The sequence below is a fragment of the Mesorhizobium sp. WSM1386 genome, from assembly GCF_055901595.1.
This window is the reverse complement of the sequence record NZ_CM148373.1, coordinates 379,589-402,535: the sequence shown is the minus strand read 5'-3', so window position 1 is coordinate 402,535 and position 22,947 is coordinate 379,589. Positions and strand designations below refer to the sequence as shown.

Sequence of the window (22,947 nt, the reverse complement as noted above, 5' to 3'; positions counted from 1 at the left end):
CAACCCGCTCGACATCGTTGCGTTCAGTGTCATGTAGGCCCGGTTTCGATCGGGCCTTTTCTTTTTCGGCCCGCCGCGCCATGACTGCGGCATGCCGATCGACGACGACATCATCATATCCGGCGAAGCCGTGATCCACCCGGGCGACCTGCACGAGGATTTCATCCGCTCGTCGGGTCCTGGCGGCCAGAACGTCAACAAGGTGGCCACGGCGGTGCAGCTGCGCTTCGATGCGCAAAACGCCGCGGGCCTGTCGGAACGCGTGCGGGCCCGCACCATCAAGCTTGCCGGCCAGCGCGCCACCAAGGACGGCGTCATCGTCATCGAGGCCGGACGCTTCCGCACCCAGGAACAGAACCGCGCCGATGCGCGCGCAAGGCTGACCGCACTGGTCGCCAAGGCCGCCGAGCCGCCACCACCGCCACGCAAGAAGACGCGGCCCTCGAAAGGCGCGGTGGAACGGCGGCTGAAGAGCAAGGCCGGACGCGGCACGATCAAGAAGCTGCGCGGCCGGGTAGAGAACGATTAAGCACCGCGAAAAGCTGATGCGAGGCAGCGAAATCGGGCGCCGCGCATCGCAAAGCATGCGCGGCGTTTTCGTTTCTACCAGCGGCGCTTCAGCGAAGCCGTGATGTTGCGGCCCTGGCCCATGTAGCAATAGCCGCTGCCGCAGGCTTTCGGGTCGCCGTTTACGTTCGACAGTGGCATGCTGGGGCGACGAACCATCGCCATGCGAGGCAATCCATGCTCGTCCTGCCCAAGGGCGTCCGCCATATGCCGGCCTATCTGCCGCGCGCCGCCCAGGAAGCGCTGGTCGAGGATGTGAGAAGCATCGTCCAGCAGGCTCCTCTGTTCGTGCCGGCCATGCCGCGCACTGGCAAGGAGATGAGCGTGCGGATGACCAATTGCGGGCCGCTCGGCTGGGTCACCGACAAGGAACGAGGTTATCGCTACCAGCCGACGCATCCGGTGACCGGGATGCCGTGGCCACCTATTCCGGACCGTCTGCTCGACCTGTGGCGACAGGTCTCCGGTTATCGGCATCCGCCGGAAGCCTGCCTGGTCAATTTCTACACGGCCGAAGCGAAGATGGGCCTGCACCAGGACCGCGACGAGGCCGATTTTTCGGCGCCTGTCGTCTCCGTCTCGCTGGGCGACGATTGCTTGTTCAGGGTCGGCCAGACGACGCGTGACGGCGGCACCAAATCCTTCAGGTTGAAGAGCGGCGACGTCGTCGTGCTCGGCGGCGAGGGCCGTCTCGCCTTCCACGGCGTCGACCGCATCTACCCGTCGACCTCGGCATTGCTGAAAAACGGCGGGCGGATCAATTTGACATTGCGGCGGGTGACCAAGCCGGACGGGGGTGCCGCATGAGCCATACTGGAGGGGCTTCTGCCGCCGGACATCCTCGTTACCATGGAGCCATGTGACGGCACGGCGTTCTGTCAGCGCAGCGGCGAAAATGTCGCCGAGATCAGCTGGAACGGCAGCGCGCCATAGGTGGCGACAGTCTCCGCATCGTCCCACCGGCGAAATTGCCGGGAGGGTCGCGCCTCCAGCGTCATGGCCTGCCGTTCGCCGTCAAGCGTCACCTTGCCGCGAAAATGCAGAACCCTTTCTCCACCGGATCGGCTGATGGCCATGGCGCGCAGGCGTGCGACATGGTCGTCATCGGCATTGATCTCCATTTCGATGCGGCGCCGGACCGGTGGCACACTGATCCTGACGGTGATGTCCAGCATCATGTCCCCCACCATTCGCGGACAGGGTATGGCCTGGGAGAACGCCGGTGGCGACGATGCATTCAGCGGTTCGGGGCGGCCCGGCTTGCTCCGCCAGGCTTTGGCGGGCGGTTCCTGCCGCAGGCGGCCGCTCTTGCGGCGAAGCCGCAATTGCTTGGCAAGGCCGCGTGACAGCCAGACCAGCCTGCCGAAATCGGTTCGTGGCTTGGCCTGCAGCACGCCGGACCAGCGCGAGGGGCCGGCGCTGTCGGCCATCTCTAGCACACGGGCCAGCACCCTGTCCGGCGCGGTCACGCCAATTTCAAGCGCGAGGTAGGAGAGCGCCACCGCCGCGGCAACGGCAAGGCCGCGCCTGGCCAAGACATCGAGGAACACGTCCCAGTCGACATCGCCGCCGCGAATGGCCACCGCACAATCGACCAGCCAGTCGCTGTGCGTGTGGGCGTCGAGCCCGCCATGCGCGATGGCAAGCGCGATGCGGTCGGCGGGCGACGGCACCAGCACGTCGACGCCGCTGAAAATGGCGGGGTCCGCCCGCCGCCAGATGGCGATGTCATCTTCATCGCTTTGCTGCGAACCGTCATAGGCAAGCTGGTGCAGGTCGATGTCGCCAAAATTGCCCTTGAAGAAGTTCATCGAGCGCAGCGAGGCCAGTCTTGTCCTCAGATATTGCGGGCTGACGCCGGTGGCGATCTGCCACTCGCGGTCGCGCAGCACGTCGAAGGCTGTTTGCATGTCCTGCGGCCGCACCAGTATGTCGATGTCGTGCGCCACCCGGCCACGCTGTGCCGCCGCGTCGAGGGCAATTCGGCTGGCGCCCTTGATGAGCATCACGATGCATCCGGCATCCGCCATCGCCTTCAGTGCCGGTTCGGCTTCGCGCATCGCCATCCGCGACTTGGTCCACAGCATCTTCTGCAGGCCGACAAGCCGTGGGAAGGCAGTATGGCCAGCCAATTTCCTGCCGAATCGGTCCGAAATGGCGGCCAGCAGCCGGTGTTCGCGGAAGGAGACGAGATCGATGTCGTTCACGGCCAACCAGTGCATCGCGCATTGGCTGGCCGCCTCCTCGTCATCGAGGAGTGCCGCCTTGAGCAACTGGTCGAGACCCCCGGTCGGCCAGGACCAGCCATAGTCGGGAAACCGGCGGGTGATGCGGCGGACAGCCTTGGCCATCAGCCACCACCCGCTCTGCCTTGCGCGCGCCTTTTCATGGCCAGCCTTGCGACTTCGAGATAGCCGCGATCGCGCGCCGGGTCGCGTCCATAAGAGAGGCTGCCGGGCCTGATGCGGCGCAAGGCCAGCACGTCGTCGAGCATGGCAAGGACAAAGCCTGCCTCGCGAACCCGGGCGATCCAGTCGATCATCTCGCCGCGGCCGCCTTGTGGGTCGACGATGGGGCCGACGGCCGTCACCACCTCCTGGCGGATCATCATCGTCGTGCGCGACCAGCCTGCCACGCTGGTCGTCTCGGGCAAATCGGGCCTGTCGCCGCGAAACGTCCGCCAGTGCGCGAAGACGCCCGCTGTTCGGGGATCACGGTCGAGGCAGGCTAGCTGTTTTTCGATCTTGTCCGGCAGCCACAGGTCGTCGGCGTCGAGCGTCGCGACGAACGGGGTCGAGAGTGCGGCAAAACCCCTGGTGGTGGCGCTTCCGGGGCCTGCATTCTCTTGCCGCAGCACCGTCACCGGCAGGTTCATCGCCTCGATCACGGCAACCGTATCGTCGGTCGATCCGTCATCGACCACGACGATGGCTTCCGCCTTGACCGTCTGGGCCAGAACCGAGTTCAGCGCCGCGCCGATGGTTGCGGCCGCGTTGAAAGCCGGAATGACGACGCCATAGCCCGCCATTACAGGAACCGCCACTGCGCGAGATCCTTGAAGTCGAATATGCCCTCGACCCGCCGCAAGCCGGGGTCTGCCTTGCGGCGCTTCATCGACTTATGGATGGCGCGCATGAACTCGCGAAAGGGCACGTCGGCTTCCTTGGTCATGTTGCCGGGATGACGCCTGTAATAGAGAGCCACCGTATCGGGCATAATGTATTTTGCCTGGCTCTCGAAGATGCGCAACAGATAGTCGGTGTCCTCCGCCTGCCTGAAGTCCTCGTCGAAGCCGCCGGTGCGCTCGATGAGTTCCCGTGCAAAAATCCCGGCTGACAGGTGGATTCCCCGCACGGTGATGGCGTGGCTGTCGGCGGCCGGCTCCAGCGTCTCGCCATCGATCTTGTCGACCAGCGTCATGCGCGAATAGGTCAGGTCGAGGCCAGGATCCTCTTCGAAGCAGGCGATATCCGCCGCGAAGCGCCCTATCGGCGAGATGTCGTCGGAATCGAGAAACGATACCAGCCGCGTCTGCGGCAGCAATTGTTTCAGCCCGGCATTGCGTGCCTTGGTGACCCCGCCATTGGCCTGCTGGAAAAGACGAATGCATGGGGCCTTGTCGACCAATGACCGCACGACGGCCGCCGAGCCGTCGGTCGAACCATCGTCGATGACGATGATGTCGAGATCGACGTTTTCGCGTTGCCTGAGCAGCGAGCGCAGCGCGAGGCCAACGAATTGTTCGCGATTGTGGACCGGCATGATCACGCTCAGCTTCATATGTCGCCCCGGATCATGAATTCGCCGCCCGACATATCACATGAACCGCCAGTCGGCGGAGTCTTTCAGGTCGAAAATGCCGTCGACCGTATGCAGCGAGGGATCCGCCTTGCGCCGCTTCATCGACTTGTGGATCGCACGCATGTACTCGCGAAGCGGTACGCCGGGCTCCCTGGTCATGTTGCCGGGGTGACGTCTGTAGTAGAGCGCAATGGTGTCCGGCATCACGAATCTGGGGCCGCTCTCAAAGACGCGCAGCAGGTAGTCTGTATCTTCGGCCTGACGGAATGCCTCGTCGAAGCTGCCGATCCGGTCGATAAGCCTCCTGCTGAATGTTCCTGCCGCCAAGGAAAGCCCTCGGGCGATCTTGCGGCGGCTGCCAGGAGTCGGCTCCAGCATCTCGTCGTCGAGATCTTCAACCATCATCATCAGGGAATAGGTCAGGTCGAGGCTCGGATCGGCTTTGAAATGGACGAGGTCGGCCTTGAAGCGTCCGGATGGCGAGATGTCATCGGAGTCCAGGAACGATACGAATTGCGTCTGTGGCTGCAATTGGCCAAGACCGGTGTTGCGCGCACTTGCCACACCCTGGTGGGCCTGGTGGAAAAGCCGGATGCACGATGCCTCCCGCATGACGGCGCGGACGATGTCCACGGTGCCATCCGTCGACCCGTCATCGACGACGATGACATCGAGCTCGGCATCGTCCCGCTGCCTGAGCAGCGATCGCAAGGCCGCAACAACATAGTGCTCGCGGTTGTAGACAGGCATGATGACGCTCAATCTCACGCGTTGCTCCGCATGATGTCCGAAATCGTGCCGGCGATCTCCTGTGGGCGCGTCCCCAGCGAGAGCTGGTAGCATGGCAGCTGCCGGGTGAGGTCGCTGAAAAAGCGAAACCCGCTCTCGCGCTCGCCAGGCATTTGCGAGATGCCGGACGGCGCCAGTGCAATCATTGCCTCCTTGCGCGACACGGGCATGATCGAACTTGCCTCGTCCCCGCTGATATGAGGCACCATCAACGCGATGATGTCCAGCCGCGCCGGTATCGGCCGTGCCGCGATGTCATCGATGCTGAACTGGTGCTTGCCTTGCCAGTTGAGCGGACCATAGGATTTCAGCCGATGTTTCAAGCCCAGCCGCTCGAAGCCCTCGGGATCCTGCTTGAGCGTGGCAAACAACGGATGCGCGGTCGGCCCGTTGGCAAGGTCGATCAGCACATAGTCGTCGCCGACACTGTCGAGCCCGTTGAGCAGGCCGGCGACGACCGTTCCCGATTTGCCGGCGCCGCCTGCTCCGGCGAGCAGAATTCCCTTGCCGCCGACACCCAGCGTGCCCGCATGGGCCAGCCGCATGCCGCGCGCCGCATATTCCCAATGCAGGAAGGGGCGGAGCGGCGCCCCCGGCTCCCAAGGCGGGAACCTGTCATCGGCGGTCATCAGTTGAACGCCCAGACGGCGACCGGGGTCGTAGAACTGCCAGAAATCCAGGTCGTGGAAATGGTTGCCGCGCAGTCCGGCTTCCGCCAGCCGGCTGGCGAAGGCATGCTCCGTGAAGGGTCCTTGGCCCCAACTGGCTGGCGCCGCGATGCCATCCACGCCGGGATGGGCGACGAAGATGCGGCAGGTGTTGGCAGCCGCCCCATTGCCCGGAGCAGCGACAAAGCCGTGAACGACGGCATTCGCCAACGCGCCGGCACTCAGATGTGCGGTCAGCTCCAGATGCGGCAGGCCCACCGTGCGCGTCAGCGGGTAATGCGCGGCGCTGCTTTCGGCCTGCGCCAGCACATGACGTGCGTAGTCCGCTAGGTTCTCGAGAGTGACTTTCGGCATGGTTTGCCTGTTCCGACGCCGCCCAGCGACGAGAGTGCCTGACGCGCGTGCCTCAGTTGGCCTGCTTCACCGCGGGCCAACCGAGGGGTTCCTCGACCTCGTGGATGGGGTCAACGACGATGAGATCGGCAAGGTCGTCGTGGATATCGACCTTGAGGGGCTCGCTGGCACCCGCAAGCTGAGCCAGCAATTCGCTGGGAACCGGTCTTGCCGCGGCATCGGTCACGGCCGCCAGCAAGCCGAATTCGAGCAATTGTGAAACAAAGCCGTCAATCTCGGCGGCACCCAGCGCGCCGGTCGCCGTTGCGGCGCCGACCAGTTCGGAGGCAGGCACGCCGGACGACAGCGCATCCCAAAGCCTGCTGCCTGAATCCGAGAAGCCGAAATATTTGCCCGTCGTCAGGTCGAGAACGACGGCTTCGCCGTCGAAGGATTCAAAGACGATGTCCTTGCTCGCTATGGCATAGATGCCGGATTGTCGCATGTTTGCTCCCCGCCGAAGCAGGCCGCGCGGATGATCGCCGGCCCTCACGGTCAACCCTACCGTTGTAGAGGCGTCTAACCATTTGCAGGGTTTTTGGCAAGATGGCCCGCAGGCCCGGCGAGCGCGACCGCAGGCCCTGCCTGCCGGTTACGCCTCGATTTCCAGTGCCGACAGCGGCTTGGAGCAACAGGCCAGGATGAAGCCGTCGTCGATCTCATGATCGAGGATGCCGCCATTGTGGCTCATCTCGACATCGCCGGAGACCTTCTTCACCTTGCAGGTTCCGCACAGGCCGAATTCGCAGGCGGCGGGGATCCGCACGCCCGAAGCGCGCGCCGTCTGCAGCACCGTCTGGCCGGCGACGCATTCGGCGTCGACCTCCGAAAGCGAGAAGCGGATTGGCGTTGCCGCTTCGACCGGAACGACCGTGCCGCCTTCCGCGGGCGCCGCGAACGGCGCCGGGACCTCTTCCACGGCAGGGGCCGCAAAGCTCTCCTGATGATATTGCGTCATGTCGAAGCCCGCGGCTTCAAGCATGCCGCGCACGGCGCGCATGAAGGGATCGGGGCCGCAGCAGAAGATTTCGCGCTCGCGGAAATCCGGCGCCAGCAATGGCAGCCGGATCGCGTCGATGCGGCCCATATGGCCGTACCAGCCCTCGCGGCTCGACCGCTCCTCGATCATGAAGCCGAGCGACAGGCCGGGCATATGGCCGCCGAGCAGTTCGAGCTCCTTGCGGAAGATGATCTCTTCCGCGCGCCGCGCGCAATTGACGAAGCCGACATCGGTCCACGGCGCGCAGTCGTTCAGCCAGCGCAGCATCGACATCATCGGTGTCACGCCCGAACCGGCCGAGATGAACAGATATTTGGCCGCCGGATGGCTGTGCAGCGAGAAGTCGCCTGCCGGCCCGTAGGCCTTGACGTGCGAGCCGGGCACCAGATGGTCGAACATCCAGCGCGTGCCGATGCTGCCGGCCTGCGCCTTTACCGTCACCGCGATCGAGAATGGCCGCGACGGTGACGATGACAGCGTGTAGGTGCGCATCAGCGGCCCGTCCGAAGTCGGCAGCTCCAGCGTCACGAACTGGCCCGGTTTGTAGCGGAACCAGGTCTGGTTGTCGGACCGGAAGGTGAAGGTCTTCACGTCGGGCGCCTCATCGCTGACGCCGATCACTTCCAGCACCTGGAGCCGGTCGTTCCACGGCGCCATCTGGTCGAGATGGCGATAGAGGCCGAGATCCGTCATCGCATTCATCCTCTGGTCCTTCTTGCCCGGCTCATGTCGTGTTTGGGCGACATGAGCTCACGCAACGCTGCGCAGCGCCGGCTTGCCGTCTTCGGCAAGGCGCGGACCGATGAAGCGGGCGTACCAGTCGACGAACTGGATGACGCCGCCCTCGTGCAACTCCGAATAGGGGCCGGGCTCATAGGCCGGCGACAGGATGCCGAAGGCGTTCTCCTCGACGATGCGGCGGTCCTGGTCGTTGGTCTCGGTCCACACATGGGTGAGTTCGGCGAGATCGTAGTCGACGCCCTCGACCGCATCCTTGTGGACCAGCCATTTGGTCGTCACGGCGGTTTCCGTGGCGCTGATCGGCAGCACGCGGAAGGTCACGGCATGGTCGATGAGGATATGGTTCCATGTCGTCGGGTAGTGATAGTGCATCAAGGTGCCGATGCGGTCGGCCGAGACGTTGTCGGAGAGGTTCTTCCTCACCGCCCGCTTGCCACTCATCGTGTAGCTGACGGCATCGCGCAGCAGCGGCGCGCGGGTGGCGCGATACTGTCCGGCCGGATCGATGCGGAACTTGCTCGGCAGGCCGGCCGCCTCGCATTTTGCCCAGTGCGCCAGCATCTCCGGATCGCTGTCGGCGCCCTGCACGCCGGTCACGGTCGGTGCTTCCGGGAACGTCTTGCACAATTCCGGGTGATTGCCCGCGCAATGATAGCACTCGCGGTTGTTTTCCCAGACGAGCTTCCAATTGCCCTTCTCGATGATCGTGCTCTCGAAGGCGATCTTCGCCTCGCCGAGCCGGTGCGGCTTGAGGTAGGGTTCGATTATCGCCCACATCGGCGCGAAGTCGGCCGGCTCCTTGCCCAGGCAGATGAAGATATAGCCGGCGACGCTTTCGCAGGCGACCGGCTTCAGCCCGAACTGGCTCTTGTCGAAACCCTCGGCCATCTGGCGGGCGAACAGCAGGCGGCCGTCCAGCTCATAGGTCCACTGGTGATAGGGACAGACCAGTTTGGCGGCCACGCCCTTCTCGGTGTTGCAGACGCGGCTGCCGCGGTGGCGGCAGGAATTGTGGAAGGCGTTGATCTTGCCCTGCTGATCGCGCACCAGCACGACCGGATAGTCGCCGATCTGCACGGTGATGAAGCTGCCTGGCTTGGGCAGCTCGCAATCATGGCCGATGAACAGCCAATCGCGATACCAGATCAGCTCCATGTCGAGCTTGAAGTAGTCCGGATCGGTGTAAAAGGGCTGTTCCAGCGAAAAGCCCTGTCTGCGGCTGTTCAAGAGCCTCAGCATGTCGTTGCGAGCATCCATGTCCTGTCCTCATATCCAAGGACTGAACTGGTGGTGATGGAGGAAGGATCGGACGCAGGCCGGCGCCAGCCGGGCATGCATCATCCGCCCCTTGACCGCCCACCGCGATCAGTCGAGTTCTAGCAATCTCGGGCTGGTTTCCGGGCTCTGGAGTCGTCCTTGCGGACCATCGCGACACCTTCCCAGGCTTTCGCCCAGTGGTCTCCCGTTGCGACTTGAACTCCACCACCGTTGCGGGGGCAGCGCCGGATTCTGACCGGCTTCCCAATTCTCCACTCCGTCGTCACGAAGCGGCACCTGAGATGGCGTGATCTAATCACGGCATGCATCGCGGCGTCGGCATGAAAACGACATCGCATCCATGCGGCGCGACACGCATGCAAGATCGTCCCTACAATGATCGCGACCGTTGCAGCCGGCTCGTTGCCAGCACCCCAAACGTTGTTTTTCGAGCCTTGGCCGGAGCCAAAAAAGGTTAACAGTTTCGAAAAGTGACTATTAGCGGAGTCTAAAATCGAACCGAACGGTTCGTTTCTGTTGACGGTGCGTGCAGGACGTTGTGAACGCTGGGCCTCCGACACAGTTGGTGATAGCTCCCTTGATCTTATCTAACCAATTGATATCAAAAAGAAAAACATTGATGTGGAAGCCGTTGGTACAATTTCAAGTGGTGGATTCATGGTCCACGCGGAACAACTTCGTGATTGGAAACGGCCATCTGGCTTTCCCACATCCGCCCTGTCCGAACGACGCGATTTCATCCCAAGACACGCCGCTAGACGGACGGAAAAATACTGGAGTACCCAAAATGAAAAAGATTGTTCTCACTGCCGCCGCCCTTCTGGCCATTTCCGGCAGCGCCTTCGCTGGTAGCGACCATTATAGTTCGGACCATTACGGTTCAAATGCGACCCCTGCAGCCACTGCCGTCGACAGCTCGTACACCGCTTCGGTCAAGAAGTCGGAACCGGCTGCTCAGACGCCTGTCCAGGGTGCCGACCACAACCTCTTCGGTAACCACTAACCGCCGGTTGACGGCTGCTTGCCCGCCGTCCTGGCGAACTCAAAAATTCATCAAAATTCAGGAGACTTGAAATGAAGAAGATCATCCTTGCTGCCGCCGCCGTCCTGGCCATTTCGGGCAGCGCTCTCGCCGGCAGCGACAACTATGGCGCCAACCAGCCTGCCGTGACTTCGACCGACAATTCGTACACGGCTTCGACCAAGAAGTCGGAACCGGCTGACCAGAAGCCTGTCGTCGGCGCCGACCACAACCTCTTCGGCAACAATTAAAGCCGACCCGACAATGGCGGGTTTGCCTGCCATGCCGTGGAATTCGAGACTTCAGGAGACTTGAAATGAAGAAGATCATCCTTGCTGCCGCTGCCGTCCTGGCCGTTTCCGGCAGCGCTTTTGCCGGCAGTGACAACTATGACTCCAATGGCGCCAACCAGCCTGCCGTGACTTCGACCGACAATTCGTACACGGCTTCGACCAAGAAGTCGGAACCGGCTGACCAGAAGCCTGTCGTCGGCGCCGACCGCAACCTCTTCGGCAACAACTAACAGCCGACCCGGCAGCGGCGGGTTTGCCCGCCGCTGCCTTCAGGAGACTTGAAATGAAGAAGATCATCCTTGCTGCCGCCGCCGTTCTGGCGATTTCCGGCAGCGCTTTCGCCGGCAGCGACAATTATGGCTCCAATGGCGCCAACCAGCCTGCCGTGACTTCGACCGATGTGGACGCTTCGCATACCGGTTCGATCCGCGACAGCGGCTCGCCTGTCTACAAGCTGCTCAATTCGTCGGGCAACGTGCAGAAGCCGGCCCCTCAGAGCAACGACCGGGACCACGTCGGCAATCACTAACAGTCGAAGTCGGTTTTAAGAATGAGCGGCGGGCATGGCCCGCCGTTTTTTGTCGTTGAGGTCGGCTTTTAGCTCAAGCCGCCTTTGCTTCCGCCTCGTGCAGCGCGAAGGACCGGCCATCCGCGTCGAAGATATGCAGGTCCTCGGCATTGGCGCTCAGCCGCAATGTCGAGCCGCGCTTGACCTCGACATTGCCGGGCAGCTTGGTCACCAGCGGCAGGTCGGCGCGGCCGATGTCGACATAGACCAGCTGGACCTCGCCGAGCTGTTCGACATAATCCACCGTGCCTTCGAACAGATAGTCCGTGCCGCTGGCGATGATCAGATCCTCTGGCCGCACGCCGAAGCTTACCGCCGCGCCCTTCGCCGAAGCCGGTGTCGCGATCGGCACCGTCGCCTTGCGGCCACCGACGTGGCTGACGACGGTCGGGTTTCCGGTCTTGTCGATGGTCGCCGGCAGGATGTTCATGGCCGGCGAGCCGATGAACTGGGCGACGAACAGATTGCCGGGCTTCTTGTAGAGCTCCATCGGCGTGCCGACCTGTTCGATATGGCCTTCCTTGAGCACGACGATGCGATCGGCCAGCGTCATGGCCTCGACCTGGTCATGGGTGACGTAGATCATGGTCGTGTTGGGCATCGATTCCTTGAGCTTGGCGATCTCGATGCGGGTGGCGACGCGGAGCGCCGCGTCAAGGTTCGACAGCGGCTCGTCGAACAGGAACACTTTCGGATTGCGCACGATGGCGCGGCCGATGGCGACGCGCTGGCGCTGGCCGCCCGACATCGCCTTGGGCAGCCGGTCGAGATATTTGGTCAGCTGCAGGATCTCCGCTGCCTGGCGCACGCGACGGTCGATCTCGGCCTTGTTCTCTTTGCCGATCTTCATCGAGAACGCCATGTTGTCGTAGACGGTCATGTGCGGATAGAGCGCGTAGGACTGGAACACCATGGCGATGCCCCGCTTCGACGGCGGCACGTCGTTGACCACCTCGCCATCGATCTTGAGCTCACCTGAGGTGATTTCCTCGAGCCCGGCTATGGAGCGCAGCAGGGTCGACTTGCCGCAGCCCGACGGACCCACGAAGACGATGAACTCGCCCGATCTGATATCGAGGTCGATGCCGTGGAGAATGTTGAGATTGCCGTAGGACTTCTTCACTTGCCTCAAATTGACATCGGCCATTGGTTCCTCCCAGTAATTCCTAAAATTCAGTCGATGCGTCCGAACCAGGCGCCGTAACCGCCGAGTTCGATCGAACCGGTGCTCGCCTGCCCGGAAAACCCGTGTCCCGGCAAAGGGTGCAGTGATCGGCCGCCAAGGTCAACCTTGGCCGGCTTGGCGCCAAGGTTGAAGACACAGACGATCTGCTCGTTGCCGGCCCGGCGGGTGAAGGCGACGGTGTCGCCCTGGCTTTCGATGAAGGTGATATCGCCCTTGGCCAGCGCGGGGTGGGCGCGCCGGAAGGTGAGAAAGCGCCGGTAGTGCTCGAGCAGGGAAGTCTCGTCGCCCTGCTGCACATTGACGGCCTGCGACAGGTGCTTGGCCGGCACTGGCAACCAGGGTTTTGCCTGGGAAAAGCCGCCGTTCTTGGCGTTGCCATCCCACACCATGGGCGTGCGGCAGCCGTCGCGGCCCTTGAACTCCGGCCAGAAGCGGATGCCGTAGGGATCCTGCAGATCCTCGAAGCGCAGTTCGGCCTCGCCGAGGCCCAGCTCTTCTCCCTGGTAGATGCAGACCGAGCCGCGCAGCGACATCAGCAATGCCGAGATCACCTTGAGATAGGCGGTCGGATCGGCTTCGCCAGCCGCCCAGCGCGAGGCCGGGCGCATCACGTCGTGGTTGGAGAACGCCCAGCACGACCAGCCGTCGGTTGCGACCTTGCCGAAGGTTTCCAGCACCGAACGGACCTTGGCGGCGCTGATCTTTTCCGGCGCCAGGAAGTCGAAGGAATAGCACATGTGCACCCGTTTGCCGCCGGCCGTATAGGCTGCCACCACGTCCAGCCCACGCTGCGAATCGCCGACTTCGCCGACAGCGGCGGTTGCCGGATACTCGTCGAGCAGGGCGCGGAAACGCTCGAGGAAACCGAGGTTCTCCGGCCGGCTCTTGTCGTAGATATGGTCCTGGTAGTTGTAGGGGTTGACCGCCGGTGCCGTCTGGTCGTTGCGCTCCTCGGGCGCCAGCGGCGGATTGTTTTCCAGGCCTTGGCTGTGGAAGTAGAAATTGATGGTGTCGAGCCTGAAGCCGTCGACGCCGCGCTCCAGCCAGAAACGGGTGACGTCGAGCAGGGCGTCCTGGACCTCGCGGCTGTGGAAGTTGAGATCGGGCTGCTCGGCCAGGAAATTATGCAGGTAATATTGCTGGCGGCTGGTGTCCCATTGCCAGGCCGATCCGCCGAAGATCGACAGCCAGTTGTTGGGCGGCGTGCCGTCGGGCTTGGCGTCCGCCCAGACATACCAGTCCGCCTTGGGATTGGTGCGGCTCGACCGGCTTTCCTTGAACCAGGGATGGATGTCTGCGGTGTGCGACAGCACCTCGTCGATCATCACCTTGAGACCCAGCCGGTGGGCTTCCGCCGTCAGCGCATCGAAATCGGCCAGCGTGCCGAACATCGGGTCGACATCGCAATAGTCCGAGACGTCGTAGCCGAAATCCTTCATCGGCGACGTGAAGAAAGGCGAAATCCAGATGGCGTCCGCACCGAGTGCGGCAATATAGGGCAGCCGCTGGATGATGCCCTTGAGGTCGCCAATGCCGTCGCCGTTCGAATCCTGGTAGCTGCGCGGATAGATCTGGTAGATCACCGCACCGCGCCACCAGTCGCGATCGATGGCGAGGTCAGGTTTCGAACTGGCTTTCAAAGCGGATTGCATGGTCTCAGCCTCCTTTCACCGAGCCGGCAAGCAGCCCGCGGACGAAATAGCGCTGCAGCGAGAAGAACACGATCAGCGGCACGATGATGGTCACGAATGCCGATGTCGTCAGGATCTCCCAATCGCCGCCGCGTGAACCAAGCAGCGCGTTGAGCTTGGCAGTCAGCACGATCTGGTCTGCTTCCGTACCGAGGAAAACCATTGCCACCAGAAGATCGTTCCATACCCACAGGAACTGGAAGATGGCAAACGAGGCCAGCACCGGGAACGACAGCGGCAACACGATCTTGACGAAGATCTCGAAATCGCTGGCGCCGTCGATGCGCGCCGATTCCATGATTTCGCGCGGCAGGCCGGCTATGTAGCTGCGCAGGAGGTAGATGGCGAAGGGCAGGCCGAAGCCGGTATGCGCCAGCCAGATGCCGAGATAGGTTTTCGACGGTACGCCGAAGAACGAGCCGACACCGTTGTAGAGTTTCAGCAGCGGGATCAGCGACATCTGCAGCGGCACCACCAAGAGGCCGATGATCACCGCGATCAGCAGCGCCCGGCCGGGAAAGCGCATCCAGGCCAGCGCATAGGCCGCGAAAGCCGCGATCAGGATCGGGATCACCGTCGCCGGGATGGTGACGGTCAGCGAGTTCATGAACGAGCGGCCGATGCCTTCCGAAAACAGCACGGACCGGTAGTTGTCGGTGGTGAATTTCGGCGGCGCCGACGAGGCGTAATAGAGGCGCTGGCCGCGGTCACCCTCGAAAGCCTTGGGCGAGGTCATGACGAAGCTGCCGTCGGCATTGACCTGCAGGGTCACGCCGTCGCCGAGATCGGCCGATGTGCCGGCCGCATATTGCGTCGGCGCCGCCGACTTGACGCCGAAGGCGCTGATGTCGCGCTTGGCGCCGTCGCCGAAGATGTTGCCGTCCAGAACGAACTTGCCGTCCTTCTGGACTTGCGCCGAGGCGGGCGGCAGGCGGCCGGCCTCGGTCTGGGTGGAACTGGCGAACGAATTCCACCAGCCCGAGGCGATGATCTGGTCCTTGTCACGCAGCGAGGAGACCAGGATGCCGAGCGTTGGAATGGTCCAGATCGTCACGAAGACCAGCACCGCGATGTGAACGCCGAAGCGGCTGGCGAAGGAATTTCCGGTCGCGACGGCCATCTCAGTGCCCTCCCGTCTCTTTGTTGGCCTGGCGGATATTCCAGACCATGATCGGGATGACCGCGATCATGATGATGATGGCTATCGTTGCGCCGCGGCCGAAATCGCCGCCGCCGCGGAACATCCAGTCGAACATAAGATTGGCTAGCACCTGACTGTTCCACTGGCCGTTGGTCATGGTCAGCACGATGTCGAACACCTTGAGCACCAGAATGGTGATCGTGGTCCAGACGACGGCGATGGTGCCCCAGATCTGCGGCACCATGATCTTCCAGAAGATCTGGAACGGGTTGGCGCCGTCGATGACGGCGGCTTCCAGCGTTTCCTCGGGTATGCCGCGCAGCGCCGACGACAGGATGACCATGGCAAAGCCGGTCTGGATCCAGATCAGGATCACCATCAGGAAGAAATTGTTCCAGAACGGCAGCGATATCCAGACCTGCGGTTGGCCGCCGAAATGCTGGATGATGGCATTGAGGATGCCGATCTGTACCTGGCCCTCGCCGCGATACTCGTAGATGAATTTCCAGATCACGCTGGCGCCGACGAAGGAGATCGCCAGCGGCAGGAAGATCAGGCTCTTGGCGATCGTGCCCCACCAGATCTTGTCGGTGAGCACGGCAATGATCAGGCCGAGGAAAGTGCAGGCGGCGGGCACCACGGCCAGCCACAACACGTTGTTGAGGATCGAGTTGCGGAAGTCGCGGTCGCCGAACGCCCACTGATAGTTGGCCAGGCCGACAAAATTGACGCCGCCGCGATCGAGGAACGACAGCCGTAGCGTCTCGATGACGGGATAGATCAGATAGATGGTCAGGATGATCATCGCCGGACCGACGAACAGCCACGGCCGCACCAGTCCCTGTCGGCGCAGATTGTCGATGGCCGCCGCGCCAGAGACGCCGCGCGACGGGAATATCAGGTCGACCAGTCTGTTGGCGCCCCAAAAATAGGCGACGCAGCCTCCGACGCCGATGATGATGACGAAAATAGCCGAGAAAATCTGAGCCGCCATGGGTCCCTCTCCCTGCGCATGATCGACCAGGCAATGCTGGCGATCGGATGCACCGACTTTCAGTCATTCGGAACAATTGAAACGCGAAGGTTTCCGGCGGAAGCCGCCGGTCGGACCGGGCCGAAGCCCGGGTCCAGCATCGGGAGGACGACATGCATGAAACGAAGACCTAAAGCGCGTCGCGTGAATCCGTCTCGACACGACGCGTTTTAGGCTGCGGTCACCGCCGGTTGCCTACTTGATCCCGTCCCAGCTCTTCTGGATGTCGGTGGCGACATCCTGGGCGGACTTGCCGCCGACCAGGTCGATCATGCCGGTCCAGAATGAGCCGGCGCCGATCTTGCCGGGCATCAGGTCGGATCCGTCGAAGCGCACTGTCGTCGCGCCGACCAGGATCTCGCCCTGCTTCTTCAGCGCTTCGCTGCCATAGGCGTCCTTGTTGGCTCCCTTGAACGGGGTCACGAAGCTCTTTTGCGCCATCCACAATTCATGCGCGAGCGGCATCTCCAGGAACTTGATGAACTCGTGGGATGCCTTGGAATCCTTGGTGATCATCACCAATGTTCCGGCCACTTCCAGCGGCGTGCCCAATTCCGGTTTGGAAGCGTATGGCGGATAGTTGAAGAAGTCCGCATCCTGGCCGAGCTTTACGCCCTCCGGAAAGAAGGAGGGGATGAACGATGCCTGGTGGTGCATGTAGCATTTCGGCGGCACGCTGAAGAGGCCCTTCGGGCTATCGCGGAAGTCCGTCGCGGCGACCGCCTTGGCGCCGCCGTCGACCATCTTGTCGTCGGTGGCGATCTTGCCGAAAATGTCGATGGCGTTTACCACGGCCGGATCGGTGAACGGGATCTCGTTCTTCACCCACTTGTCGTAGACTTCCGGCGGCTGCGTCCTCAGCATGATGTCCTCGACCCAGTCGGTCGCCGGCCATCCGGTGGCACCGCCGGAGCCAAGCCCGATGCACCAGGGCTTGCCGCCATCGGCAATGATCTTCTTTTCGAGCTCGGCCAGTTCCTCCTGGGTCTTCGGCACCTTGTAGCCGGCTTCCTCGAAATTATCGGGCGAGTACCAGACCAGACCCTTCACGTCGATCTTGTAGGGAAGCGCATAGAATCCTGGCTTGCCGTCCTTTCCTGCGAAAGTGCCGAGCTTGGCCCAGGAATCGCCAGCCGCGTAGTTCTCCTTGACCCATGCGGCGACGTCGTCGCCCAACGGGGTCAGCACGCCCTTGGAGGCAAGGTCCTGAATCAGGCCCGGCTGCGGCAGGATCGCGATGTTCGGCGGGCTGCCCGCCTGCGTGTCGATGACGATCTGCTGCTCGTAGTTTTCGGACGAGGAATATTTGATCTCGGCGCCAGTGGCTTCCGCGAAATAATCGAGTACCGAACGGGCAAGCGTCTCGTCCTCACCGCGCCACGGGCCAAAGATCGTCAGCGTCTCGCCCTTGAGGTCAACCTTCTTGAGTTCGTCGAAGTTGGCCCAGTGAAACCGCGCGTCCTCGCCTGGCTTGAACTTCAGTTCGGCATGCGCGGGCACGTTCAGGGCGAGCGTGGCGAACGCGGCACCCAGCAAAAGCATTTTCTTCATCGGTATTCCCTCCCAGTGGGTCAAACACACCGGACGGAACCTCCATTCCGTCCGCCGACGCCGCAGGACTGTGACTCAGTCGCAAGGGAACCGCAACCTTTCGAAGAGTCTTCCAAAGCGCTTTGGCTTTGGTGATCTCGCCATTGAATCGATCAGAAGTCAAGAGGGTCATGCACTAATCGATTTAATACGAAGCATTCACGGCCAGAAAGTGCGCTGCAGCATGCTTTTTTGGCGGTGCAGCAGCAATTTTTGTTTCAAACCGGCCTCGGGCACGCTTATGGTCGTCGCAAACATGGCTGCACCTTTATGGTGCTTGGGTCGGTTCAATCTAAAGCGCTTTGGGGATGGAGACCTCTCGTGAACCTCAAGCAGCTCGCGCATATGCTGGCGCTTTCTCAGACCACGGTAAGCCGGGCGCTGAACGGCTATCCGGAGGTCAACGAGGAAACGCGAAGGCGCGTCATGGACGCCGCCAAGCGCCACGGCTACCGCCCCAATCCGAGCGCGCGGCGGCTGGCGACCGGCAAGTCCGGCATGATCGGCTATGTCCTGCCGACAGGTGCCGCCGTCGACATCGACCCGCATTTCGTCGAATTCCTGTCCGGCCTTGGCGACTATGCGCGTTCGCACGAACTCGACCTCGTGCTGTCGCCGGCCGACGCCGACGACCAGGAGACGACCTATCGGCGCATTGTCGCCAACCGCCAGGTCGATGCCGTCTATATCTCCTCTCCCAAGCCGCAGGACAATCGGGTAGCGCTGGTCAACACGCTGGGCATTCCCTTCATCGTCCATGGCCGCAGCGAAGGCTTCGATTTCGACTATCCCTATCTCGACATCGACAATGAGGGCGCCTTCCACGAGGCGGCGCGGCTGCTGGTCCAGCTCGGCCACCGGCGGCTGGCGCTGATCAATGGCGACGACGGCGAGACCTTCGCCATCCATCGCGAGCGCGGCGTGCGTCGTGCGCTCGCCGCGAGCGGGCTGGCCTTGAGCGAACGCCATGTCTGCTCTCTGGTCATGACAGAGGAGAACGGCTATCGCGCCACGAGGCGCCTGCTGGAAGCAAGCGACGCGCCGACGGCAATCGTCTGCTCCAGCCTGATCATGGCGCTGGGCGTCGTGCGCGCGGTGCGCGACCTCGGTCTGAGCATTCCGGGCGACGTCTCCCTGATCGCCCATGACGATGTCTTTCCCTGGCTGCGGCCGGAGAATTTTTCGGTGCCGCTGTCGACGACGCGCTCGTCCATCCGTCTCGCCGGCGCCCGCGTCGCCGAGCGTCTGGCGGCGCGGATATCGGGACTGGAAGAGGGGGCGCGAGGCGAGATCTGGCCGGTGGACCTGGTGATCAGGGGATCGGTCGCCGGAGCGCCCGCGTAGGTCGTGCCGGAGATTGGCGAAGGCGGCGAAGCGAGTAATCTCCCCACTTGCGGGGGAGATGTCCGGCAGGACAGAGGGGGGTGCTGTCCTGCCGACGTCACAGGTCTGAGGGAACCTATTCCTTCCCCGCCCCAGCCGCCTTGATATCCAGCAGCCCGTAACCAAAATCGTTGTCGCGCCCCTTGGGGCCGAGATCCCTGGCCGTTGCCGCCAAGGCCTTCTCGATGTCGTCGGCCGAGCGGTCGGGCGCGGCGTGGATCAGATTGGCGATGGCGCCGCTGACGATCGCCGCGGCGAACGAAGTGCCGGTGACGACATCCGAACCGGCGCCGCTCGGCGCCACCATCTCGACGCCGGGCGCCGAGATGAAGACATAGGCGCCGCGATTGGCCTGCGGCATCAGCCCGTCCTTGGCGTCGGTTGCGGTCACCGCGATGACGCCGTCGAAGGCGGCCGGGTAGCCATAGGGCGCCTTCGGCCCGTTGTTGCCGGCGGCGGCGACCAGCACGATGCCGAGCGCGCGAGCATTTCTGCAGGCGACGCCGAGCAGGTCGTTCTTCGGCCCGACGAAGCTCATGTTGATGATGCGCACGTCCTGTTCGGCTGCCCAGTCGAGTGCGGAGAGAATGACGTCCATGGTCGACCTGCCGCCTTCGAAGGCGCGCGCGTGGTAGATCCTGGCGCCCGGTGCCATGCCTTCCAGCGCACCGACACCGGCGATCAGCCCATCGACCGAGGTGCCGTGATCGCGCTTTTCGATCGGCACGTCGGGCATGGCGTCGAACTGCCCGGCGATCACCCCGGCCAGCGCCGGATTGGTGTCGTCGATGCCGGTATCGATCACCGCGACGCGGACATTCTCGCCGCTGGCCTGTTTGGAATCGAGCGCGATGCGCTCGAAGGCATAGTTGACGATGCCGGCCGCCTGCTGCAGCGAATAGATGTGGTTAGGCTCGCGCCGCTGCGTGCGGCCGTCGGCGGCTAGCTGCGCCAGCACGATGCCGACCGGACGGCCGTCCGGAATGCCGAAGCGCACCAAAGTGGTGCCGAGCAGCCTGGACTGACGCTGAGAACGCACTTCGAGGCCGAAGGAGGCGGCGATCTGCTGCACGGCGCCGGCATCGCCGTCGACGGTCACCAGCACCTCGTCGGGCACGAAGTCGCCGGCCACGGCGCGCGGCGGCTGAACGGCGATGAGATCGGTCGGCGAGACGATCGGCCCGCCCGGCGGGGTTCCAGCCTGTGTATCGGCGGGCACGGCCGGTGAGGTGTCCGGGTCCTGGCGCGGAGCGGGTGTCGGCACGGGAGCCGGGCTTTCGGCAGGATTGGGGAAGAGGTCGACGATCAAAGCAGGCAGAAAGACCGCGCCGGGTTGTCCGGCACCCGAACCGCCCTTTTCACCGCCATTGTCCTTGGCACAGTCGGCTGCCGTGGTATTGGCCGCGTTGCTGCAATCGATTTTCGTCCGTCCGGGACTGGCAGCGTTGGTCTGCGCCGACGCGGGCACGGCGGCGATTGTCATCGCCGCCGCAAGGATCGCCGCAAATCGAATGACCGCCTCAGCCGCCATCTGCCGGTTTCCTCCCCTCGATCACGGTGTCGATGAAGGGCTGGGCGGCAATAAGGCCGATTTGCCTGGTGTAGTCGGCTGCGTTGGCGGCGGGAATGCCGAGCCGGAACACGCCGTCGGCGGTCGGCCCGCCGATCACCTTCAGCCCATTGCCGCCGAGGAAGCCCGAAATATCGGACACCTTGGCGTCCGGCTTGAACTTGACCAGCGCGAACGGCATCTTGGCGAGATCGTCTTCCGCGCCGGCAATTTCGAAATTGCCGCCCTTGCCGCCGGGCTGCACGAACGACTGCACCATGATCAGCGCCAACAGAACCGCGGCCGCCGCCCAGGCGACTCCGGCGGGCAGCGCCACGAAGCGGCCCCAGGCCTGCGCCAGCCAGGACGAGCCTGCCGGCGCCCGCACCGGTCCTGCCTCGGCGTCGAACGCCCTGGCGAAACGGCTGAGCGCATCGGCCGGCGGGCGGATCGCCTCGTTGGCCGCCGATGCGCCGGAAAATTCGGCCTCGGCCTCGCCAAGGGCGACCAGTGCCGAGGGATCGTTGGCCAGCCATTCCTCGACGGCTTCAAGGTCCGAGCCTTCCAGCGAGCCGTTCAGGTAGAACGGCAGCAGCGTTTCCATTTCGTCGCGGCGCGACATCTTTTCAGCGGCGCTCATGGCCACCCCCTGTCGTAACCGGCGGCCTTGAGGGCCTCGCCGAGTTTCTTGCGGGCGTAGAACATCCGGGTTTTGACGGTCGCAACCGGGATGCCGAGCACCTCGCCGATCTCGGTCACCGACTGTCCGTGGTAATAGGCAAGGTCGATCACCGTGCGGTGCTCTTCGGGCAAGGCGTCGATGAGGCGGCGCAAGGCAGCGGCCTTGTCCTCCTTCATGGTGACGACCTCGGGCGTGTCGGCGCCGTCGGGCACCGCGGCGGCGGCCTCGTCGTCGATCCAGTCTTCCTTCTTCTTGCGCAGCAAGGACAGCGCCTTGAACCGGGCGATGCCGAGCAGCCATGTCGAGACTTCGGAGCGCCCCTCGAAGCCCGGCGCCTGGCGCCACAATTCGAGGAACACCTCGTTCGCGATATCGTCAGCCATCAGTTCCGATCCCGTCTGGCGCACCACGAAGCGGTAGACCCGCGCGTGATGACGCATGAACAGCAGCCGCACGGCGGCACGGTCGCCCTTCGCGACCCGGTCGACAAGCGCGCGATCGGTGTCCGTCGCTGCCGTCATGGCCGGTCGAGCCGCCTGGCTCCTGTCTGCTCTGTCGCTGATCGGTCCAAAAAGGTTCATCCTCCGCCAAGGAATTTGCGGAGGCTAACCGAAGAAAGGGGAGGTTGCCAGTGGTGCGCTCTCTTCCTTCCCCACAAGGGGGGAAGGGGGAAGGCGTTGCGCTACATCACCCCAAAAACGCCTTCGCCTTCATCGTCGCCGGCACCGGCACGCCCAGACGGCTCAGCACCGTCGGCGCCAGCTGCAGTTGGTCGAGCAGCGTGTTCGCATCCGGCCCTTTCCCCAACCCGAAATAATACAGCGCGAAATCCTGCATCTCGTCGTCGTGGCCGCCGTGATGGCCGCGATCCGTCTGGCCGTGGTCGGCGGTCACCATCACCTCATAGCCGGCCGCGATCCAGCCCGGCAGGAACCCCGCCAGCATGGCGTCCATGGCATAGACGGCATGGTCCATCTCATGGCAGTCATGGCCGAAGCGGTGGCCCATCGAGTCCAGCGTGCAGGTGTGCAGGATGCCGTAGTCGATGCCGTGGCGCTTGGTCAGCATGGTCAGCGTCGCGAACAGATCGACATCGCTCGGCGTCATCTGGTTGCGCAGATTGTAGCCGGTCATGGTGTGGAAGCGGCCATGCGTGATCGGCCCGCCCGGCTCGTCGAACTCCATGTCCTCGACCAGATCGAACGGATAGGACCGGAAGAACTCCGACCAGTAGGAGTGGGTGACCGCGCCGGTCTTGCCGCCGGCCTTGCTGACCTCGGAGAAGATATCGGGCTGGCCGACGCGGAACCGGTTCTCGTTGGAGAGGATGCCATGCACCTGCGGCGACACGCCGGTGTGGATCGAGGCATAGCAGCAGGCCGAGGTCGACGGCAGCACGGAACGCATCTTCCAGACGCGTGCCTCGCCCGATTGCACCCAACCCTCGAGATTGCCCATCAGCCGGCGCCAGTTGCGGTAGGGAACGCCATCGAGGACGATCAGCAGAAGCTTGGATTTGAGCGCCATGGGCGGCTCCATGCAGTCTTGTCGCAAGAGGATGACGGCAGTCGTA

Annotated in this window: 25 protein-coding genes and 1 riboswitch; of the genes, 7 read left to right on the top strand and 18 right to left on the bottom strand. The window is 63.4% G+C overall.

The window, feature by feature from the left end; genetic code table 11:
• Nucleotides 1-91 precede the first annotated feature (91 nt).
• Nucleotides 92-529 carry an alternative ribosome rescue aminoacyl-tRNA hydrolase ArfB gene (gene arfB, locus AC0NIH_RS01875; protein WP_013891634.1) on the top strand — a complete coding sequence of 146 codons (438 nt, stop codon included), beginning with the start codon at nt 92-94 and terminating at the stop codon, nt 527-529.
• A gap of 74 nt (nt 530-603) precedes the next feature.
• Here the strand turns inward: arfB and AC0NIH_RS01870 are convergent, their stop codons facing one another.
• Nucleotides 604-732: a hypothetical protein gene (locus AC0NIH_RS01870; RefSeq protein WP_473467053.1), complete on the bottom strand. Its 129-nt coding sequence runs from the start codon at nt 730-732 to the stop codon at nt 604-606.
• Between the two features lie 12 nt (nt 733-744).
• Here AC0NIH_RS01870 and AC0NIH_RS01865 point away from each other — a divergent pair, with 12 nt between their 5' ends.
• Nucleotides 745-1,374 (top strand): alpha-ketoglutarate-dependent dioxygenase AlkB family protein, encoded by a 630-nt coding sequence (locus AC0NIH_RS01865; protein WP_473467055.1) that lies wholly within the window; start codon nt 745-747, stop codon nt 1,372-1,374.
• A 71-nt stretch (nt 1,375-1,445) separates the two neighbouring features.
• Here the strand turns inward: AC0NIH_RS01865 and AC0NIH_RS01860 are convergent, their stop codons facing one another.
• From AC0NIH_RS01860 to AC0NIH_RS01825, 8 genes are all read right to left on the bottom strand, one after another.
• A complete protein-coding gene (locus tag AC0NIH_RS01860; RefSeq protein WP_473467057.1) occupies nt 1,446-2,918 on the bottom strand; it encodes a nucleotidyltransferase family protein in 1,473 nt (490 codons plus the stop codon).
• The gene (locus AC0NIH_RS01855) at nt 2,918-3,610 is read right to left on the bottom strand and encodes a glycosyltransferase family 2 protein (RefSeq protein WP_473467059.1); all 693 of its coding nucleotides are present in this window, start codon (nt 3,608-3,610) and stop codon (nt 2,918-2,920) included. Before AC0NIH_RS01855 ends, AC0NIH_RS01860 begins: the two co-directional genes overlap by 1 nt.
• Entirely contained in the window at nt 3,595-4,347 is a 753-nt protein-coding gene (locus AC0NIH_RS01850) for a glycosyltransferase family 2 protein (RefSeq protein WP_473467061.1), read from the bottom strand. The genes AC0NIH_RS01855 and AC0NIH_RS01850 overlap by 16 nt, the downstream gene beginning before the upstream one ends.
• Before the next feature lie 36 nt (nt 4,348-4,383).
• On the bottom strand, nt 4,384-5,136 hold the full coding sequence (locus AC0NIH_RS01845) for a glycosyltransferase family 2 protein (RefSeq protein ID WP_287276340.1): 753 nt from the start codon (nt 5,134-5,136) through the stop codon (nt 4,384-4,386).
• A complete protein-coding gene (locus AC0NIH_RS01840; protein ID WP_473467062.1) occupies nt 5,133-6,179 on the bottom strand; it encodes a serine kinase in 1,047 nt (348 codons plus the stop codon). Before AC0NIH_RS01840 ends, AC0NIH_RS01845 begins: the two co-directional genes overlap by 4 nt.
• A 52-nt stretch (nt 6,180-6,231) precedes the next feature.
• The gene (locus AC0NIH_RS01835) at nt 6,232-6,663 is read right to left on the bottom strand and encodes a PqqD family peptide modification chaperone (RefSeq protein WP_287276344.1); all 432 of its coding nucleotides are present in this window, start codon (nt 6,661-6,663) and stop codon (nt 6,232-6,234) included.
• A gap of 147 nt (nt 6,664-6,810) precedes the next feature.
• Complete coding sequence (locus AC0NIH_RS01830) at nt 6,811-7,911, bottom strand: FAD-binding oxidoreductase (RefSeq protein WP_023765599.1); 1,101 nt, start codon at nt 7,909-7,911, stop codon at nt 6,811-6,813.
• Between the two features lie 57 nt (nt 7,912-7,968).
• Entirely contained in the window at nt 7,969-9,216 is a 1,248-nt protein-coding gene (locus tag AC0NIH_RS01825) for an aromatic ring-hydroxylating oxygenase subunit alpha (protein ID WP_473467064.1), read from the bottom strand.
• Between the two features lie 114 nt (nt 9,217-9,330).
• Nucleotides 9,331-9,532: riboswitch (cobalamin riboswitch) on the bottom strand.
• Between the two features lie 492 nt (nt 9,533-10,024).
• Here AC0NIH_RS01825 and AC0NIH_RS01820 point away from each other — a divergent pair.
• The 4 genes from AC0NIH_RS01820 (at nt 10,025) to AC0NIH_RS01805 (ending at nt 11,080) form a co-directional block, all read left to right on the top strand.
• The gene (locus AC0NIH_RS01820; protein WP_224688321.1) at nt 10,025-10,240 is read left to right on the top strand and encodes a DUF680 domain-containing protein; all 216 of its coding nucleotides are present in this window, start codon (nt 10,025-10,027) and stop codon (nt 10,238-10,240) included.
• A 71-nt stretch (nt 10,241-10,311) separates the two neighbouring features.
• Nucleotides 10,312-10,509: a DUF680 domain-containing protein gene (locus AC0NIH_RS01815; RefSeq protein ID WP_023765596.1), complete on the top strand. Its 198-nt coding sequence runs from the start codon at nt 10,312-10,314 to the stop codon at nt 10,507-10,509.
• Nucleotides 10,510-10,574: 65 nt separating this feature from the next.
• Complete coding sequence (locus AC0NIH_RS01810) at nt 10,575-10,781, top strand: DUF680 domain-containing protein (protein WP_473467066.1); 207 nt, start codon at nt 10,575-10,577, stop codon at nt 10,779-10,781.
• A gap of 53 nt (nt 10,782-10,834) precedes the next feature.
• Nucleotides 10,835-11,080: a DUF680 domain-containing protein gene (locus tag AC0NIH_RS01805; protein WP_473467068.1), complete on the top strand. Its 246-nt coding sequence runs from the start codon at nt 10,835-10,837 to the stop codon at nt 11,078-11,080.
• A 73-nt stretch (nt 11,081-11,153) separates the two neighbouring features.
• Here AC0NIH_RS01805 and AC0NIH_RS01800 read toward each other — a convergent pair whose 3' ends face one another.
• The 5 genes from AC0NIH_RS01800 to AC0NIH_RS01780 form a co-directional block, all read right to left on the bottom strand.
• On the bottom strand, nt 11,154-12,266 hold the full coding sequence (locus tag AC0NIH_RS01800) for an ABC transporter ATP-binding protein (RefSeq protein ID WP_352703404.1): 1,113 nt from the start codon (nt 12,264-12,266) through the stop codon (nt 11,154-11,156).
• A gap of 26 nt (nt 12,267-12,292) precedes the next feature.
• Nucleotides 12,293-13,957 (bottom strand): beta-galactosidase BglA, encoded by a 1,665-nt coding sequence (bglA, locus tag AC0NIH_RS01795; protein ID WP_352703396.1) that lies wholly within the window; start codon nt 13,955-13,957, stop codon nt 12,293-12,295.
• A 4-nt stretch (nt 13,958-13,961) separates the two neighbouring features.
• Entirely contained in the window at nt 13,962-15,116 is a 1,155-nt protein-coding gene (locus tag AC0NIH_RS01790; protein WP_473467071.1) for a carbohydrate ABC transporter permease, read from the bottom strand.
• A 1-nt stretch (nt 15,117) separates the two neighbouring features.
• Complete coding sequence (locus AC0NIH_RS01785) at nt 15,118-16,131, bottom strand: carbohydrate ABC transporter permease (RefSeq protein ID WP_013891616.1); 1,014 nt, start codon at nt 16,129-16,131, stop codon at nt 15,118-15,120.
• Between the two features lie 234 nt (nt 16,132-16,365).
• Entirely contained in the window at nt 16,366-17,721 is a 1,356-nt protein-coding gene (locus tag AC0NIH_RS01780) for an ABC transporter substrate-binding protein (protein ID WP_023775941.1), read from the bottom strand.
• Between the two features lie 360 nt (nt 17,722-18,081).
• On the opposite strand from AC0NIH_RS01780, the gene AC0NIH_RS01775 reads away from it, so the two are divergent.
• Nucleotides 18,082-19,104, top strand: coding sequence for a substrate-binding domain-containing protein (locus AC0NIH_RS01775; protein ID WP_023765591.1), 1,023 nt, complete (start codon nt 18,082-18,084; stop codon nt 19,102-19,104).
• Nucleotides 19,105-19,219: 115 nt separating this feature from the next.
• Here AC0NIH_RS01775 and AC0NIH_RS01770 read toward each other — a convergent pair whose 3' ends face one another.
• The 4 genes from AC0NIH_RS01770 to AC0NIH_RS01755 all read right to left on the bottom strand — a co-directional run bounded on the left by AC0NIH_RS01770 (nt 19,220) and on the right by AC0NIH_RS01755 (nt 22,901).
• Complete coding sequence (locus tag AC0NIH_RS01770; protein WP_473467073.1) at nt 19,220-20,674, bottom strand: S8 family serine peptidase; 1,455 nt, start codon at nt 20,672-20,674, stop codon at nt 19,220-19,222.
• Nucleotides 20,664-21,332, bottom strand: a complete 669-nt coding sequence (locus AC0NIH_RS01765; RefSeq protein ID WP_473467074.1) for an anti-sigma factor — start codon at nt 21,330-21,332, stop codon at nt 20,664-20,666. The genes AC0NIH_RS01770 and AC0NIH_RS01765 overlap by 11 nt, the downstream gene beginning before the upstream one ends.
• Nucleotides 21,329-21,895, bottom strand: a complete 567-nt coding sequence (locus AC0NIH_RS01760; protein ID WP_473467076.1) for a sigma-70 family RNA polymerase sigma factor — start codon at nt 21,893-21,895, stop codon at nt 21,329-21,331. The genes AC0NIH_RS01765 and AC0NIH_RS01760 overlap by 4 nt, the downstream gene beginning before the upstream one ends.
• Nucleotides 21,896-22,061: 166 nt before the next feature.
• Entirely contained in the window at nt 22,062-22,901 is an 840-nt protein-coding gene (locus tag AC0NIH_RS01755) for an alkaline phosphatase family protein (protein WP_287272661.1), read from the bottom strand.
• Nucleotides 22,902-22,947 lie beyond the last annotated feature (46 nt).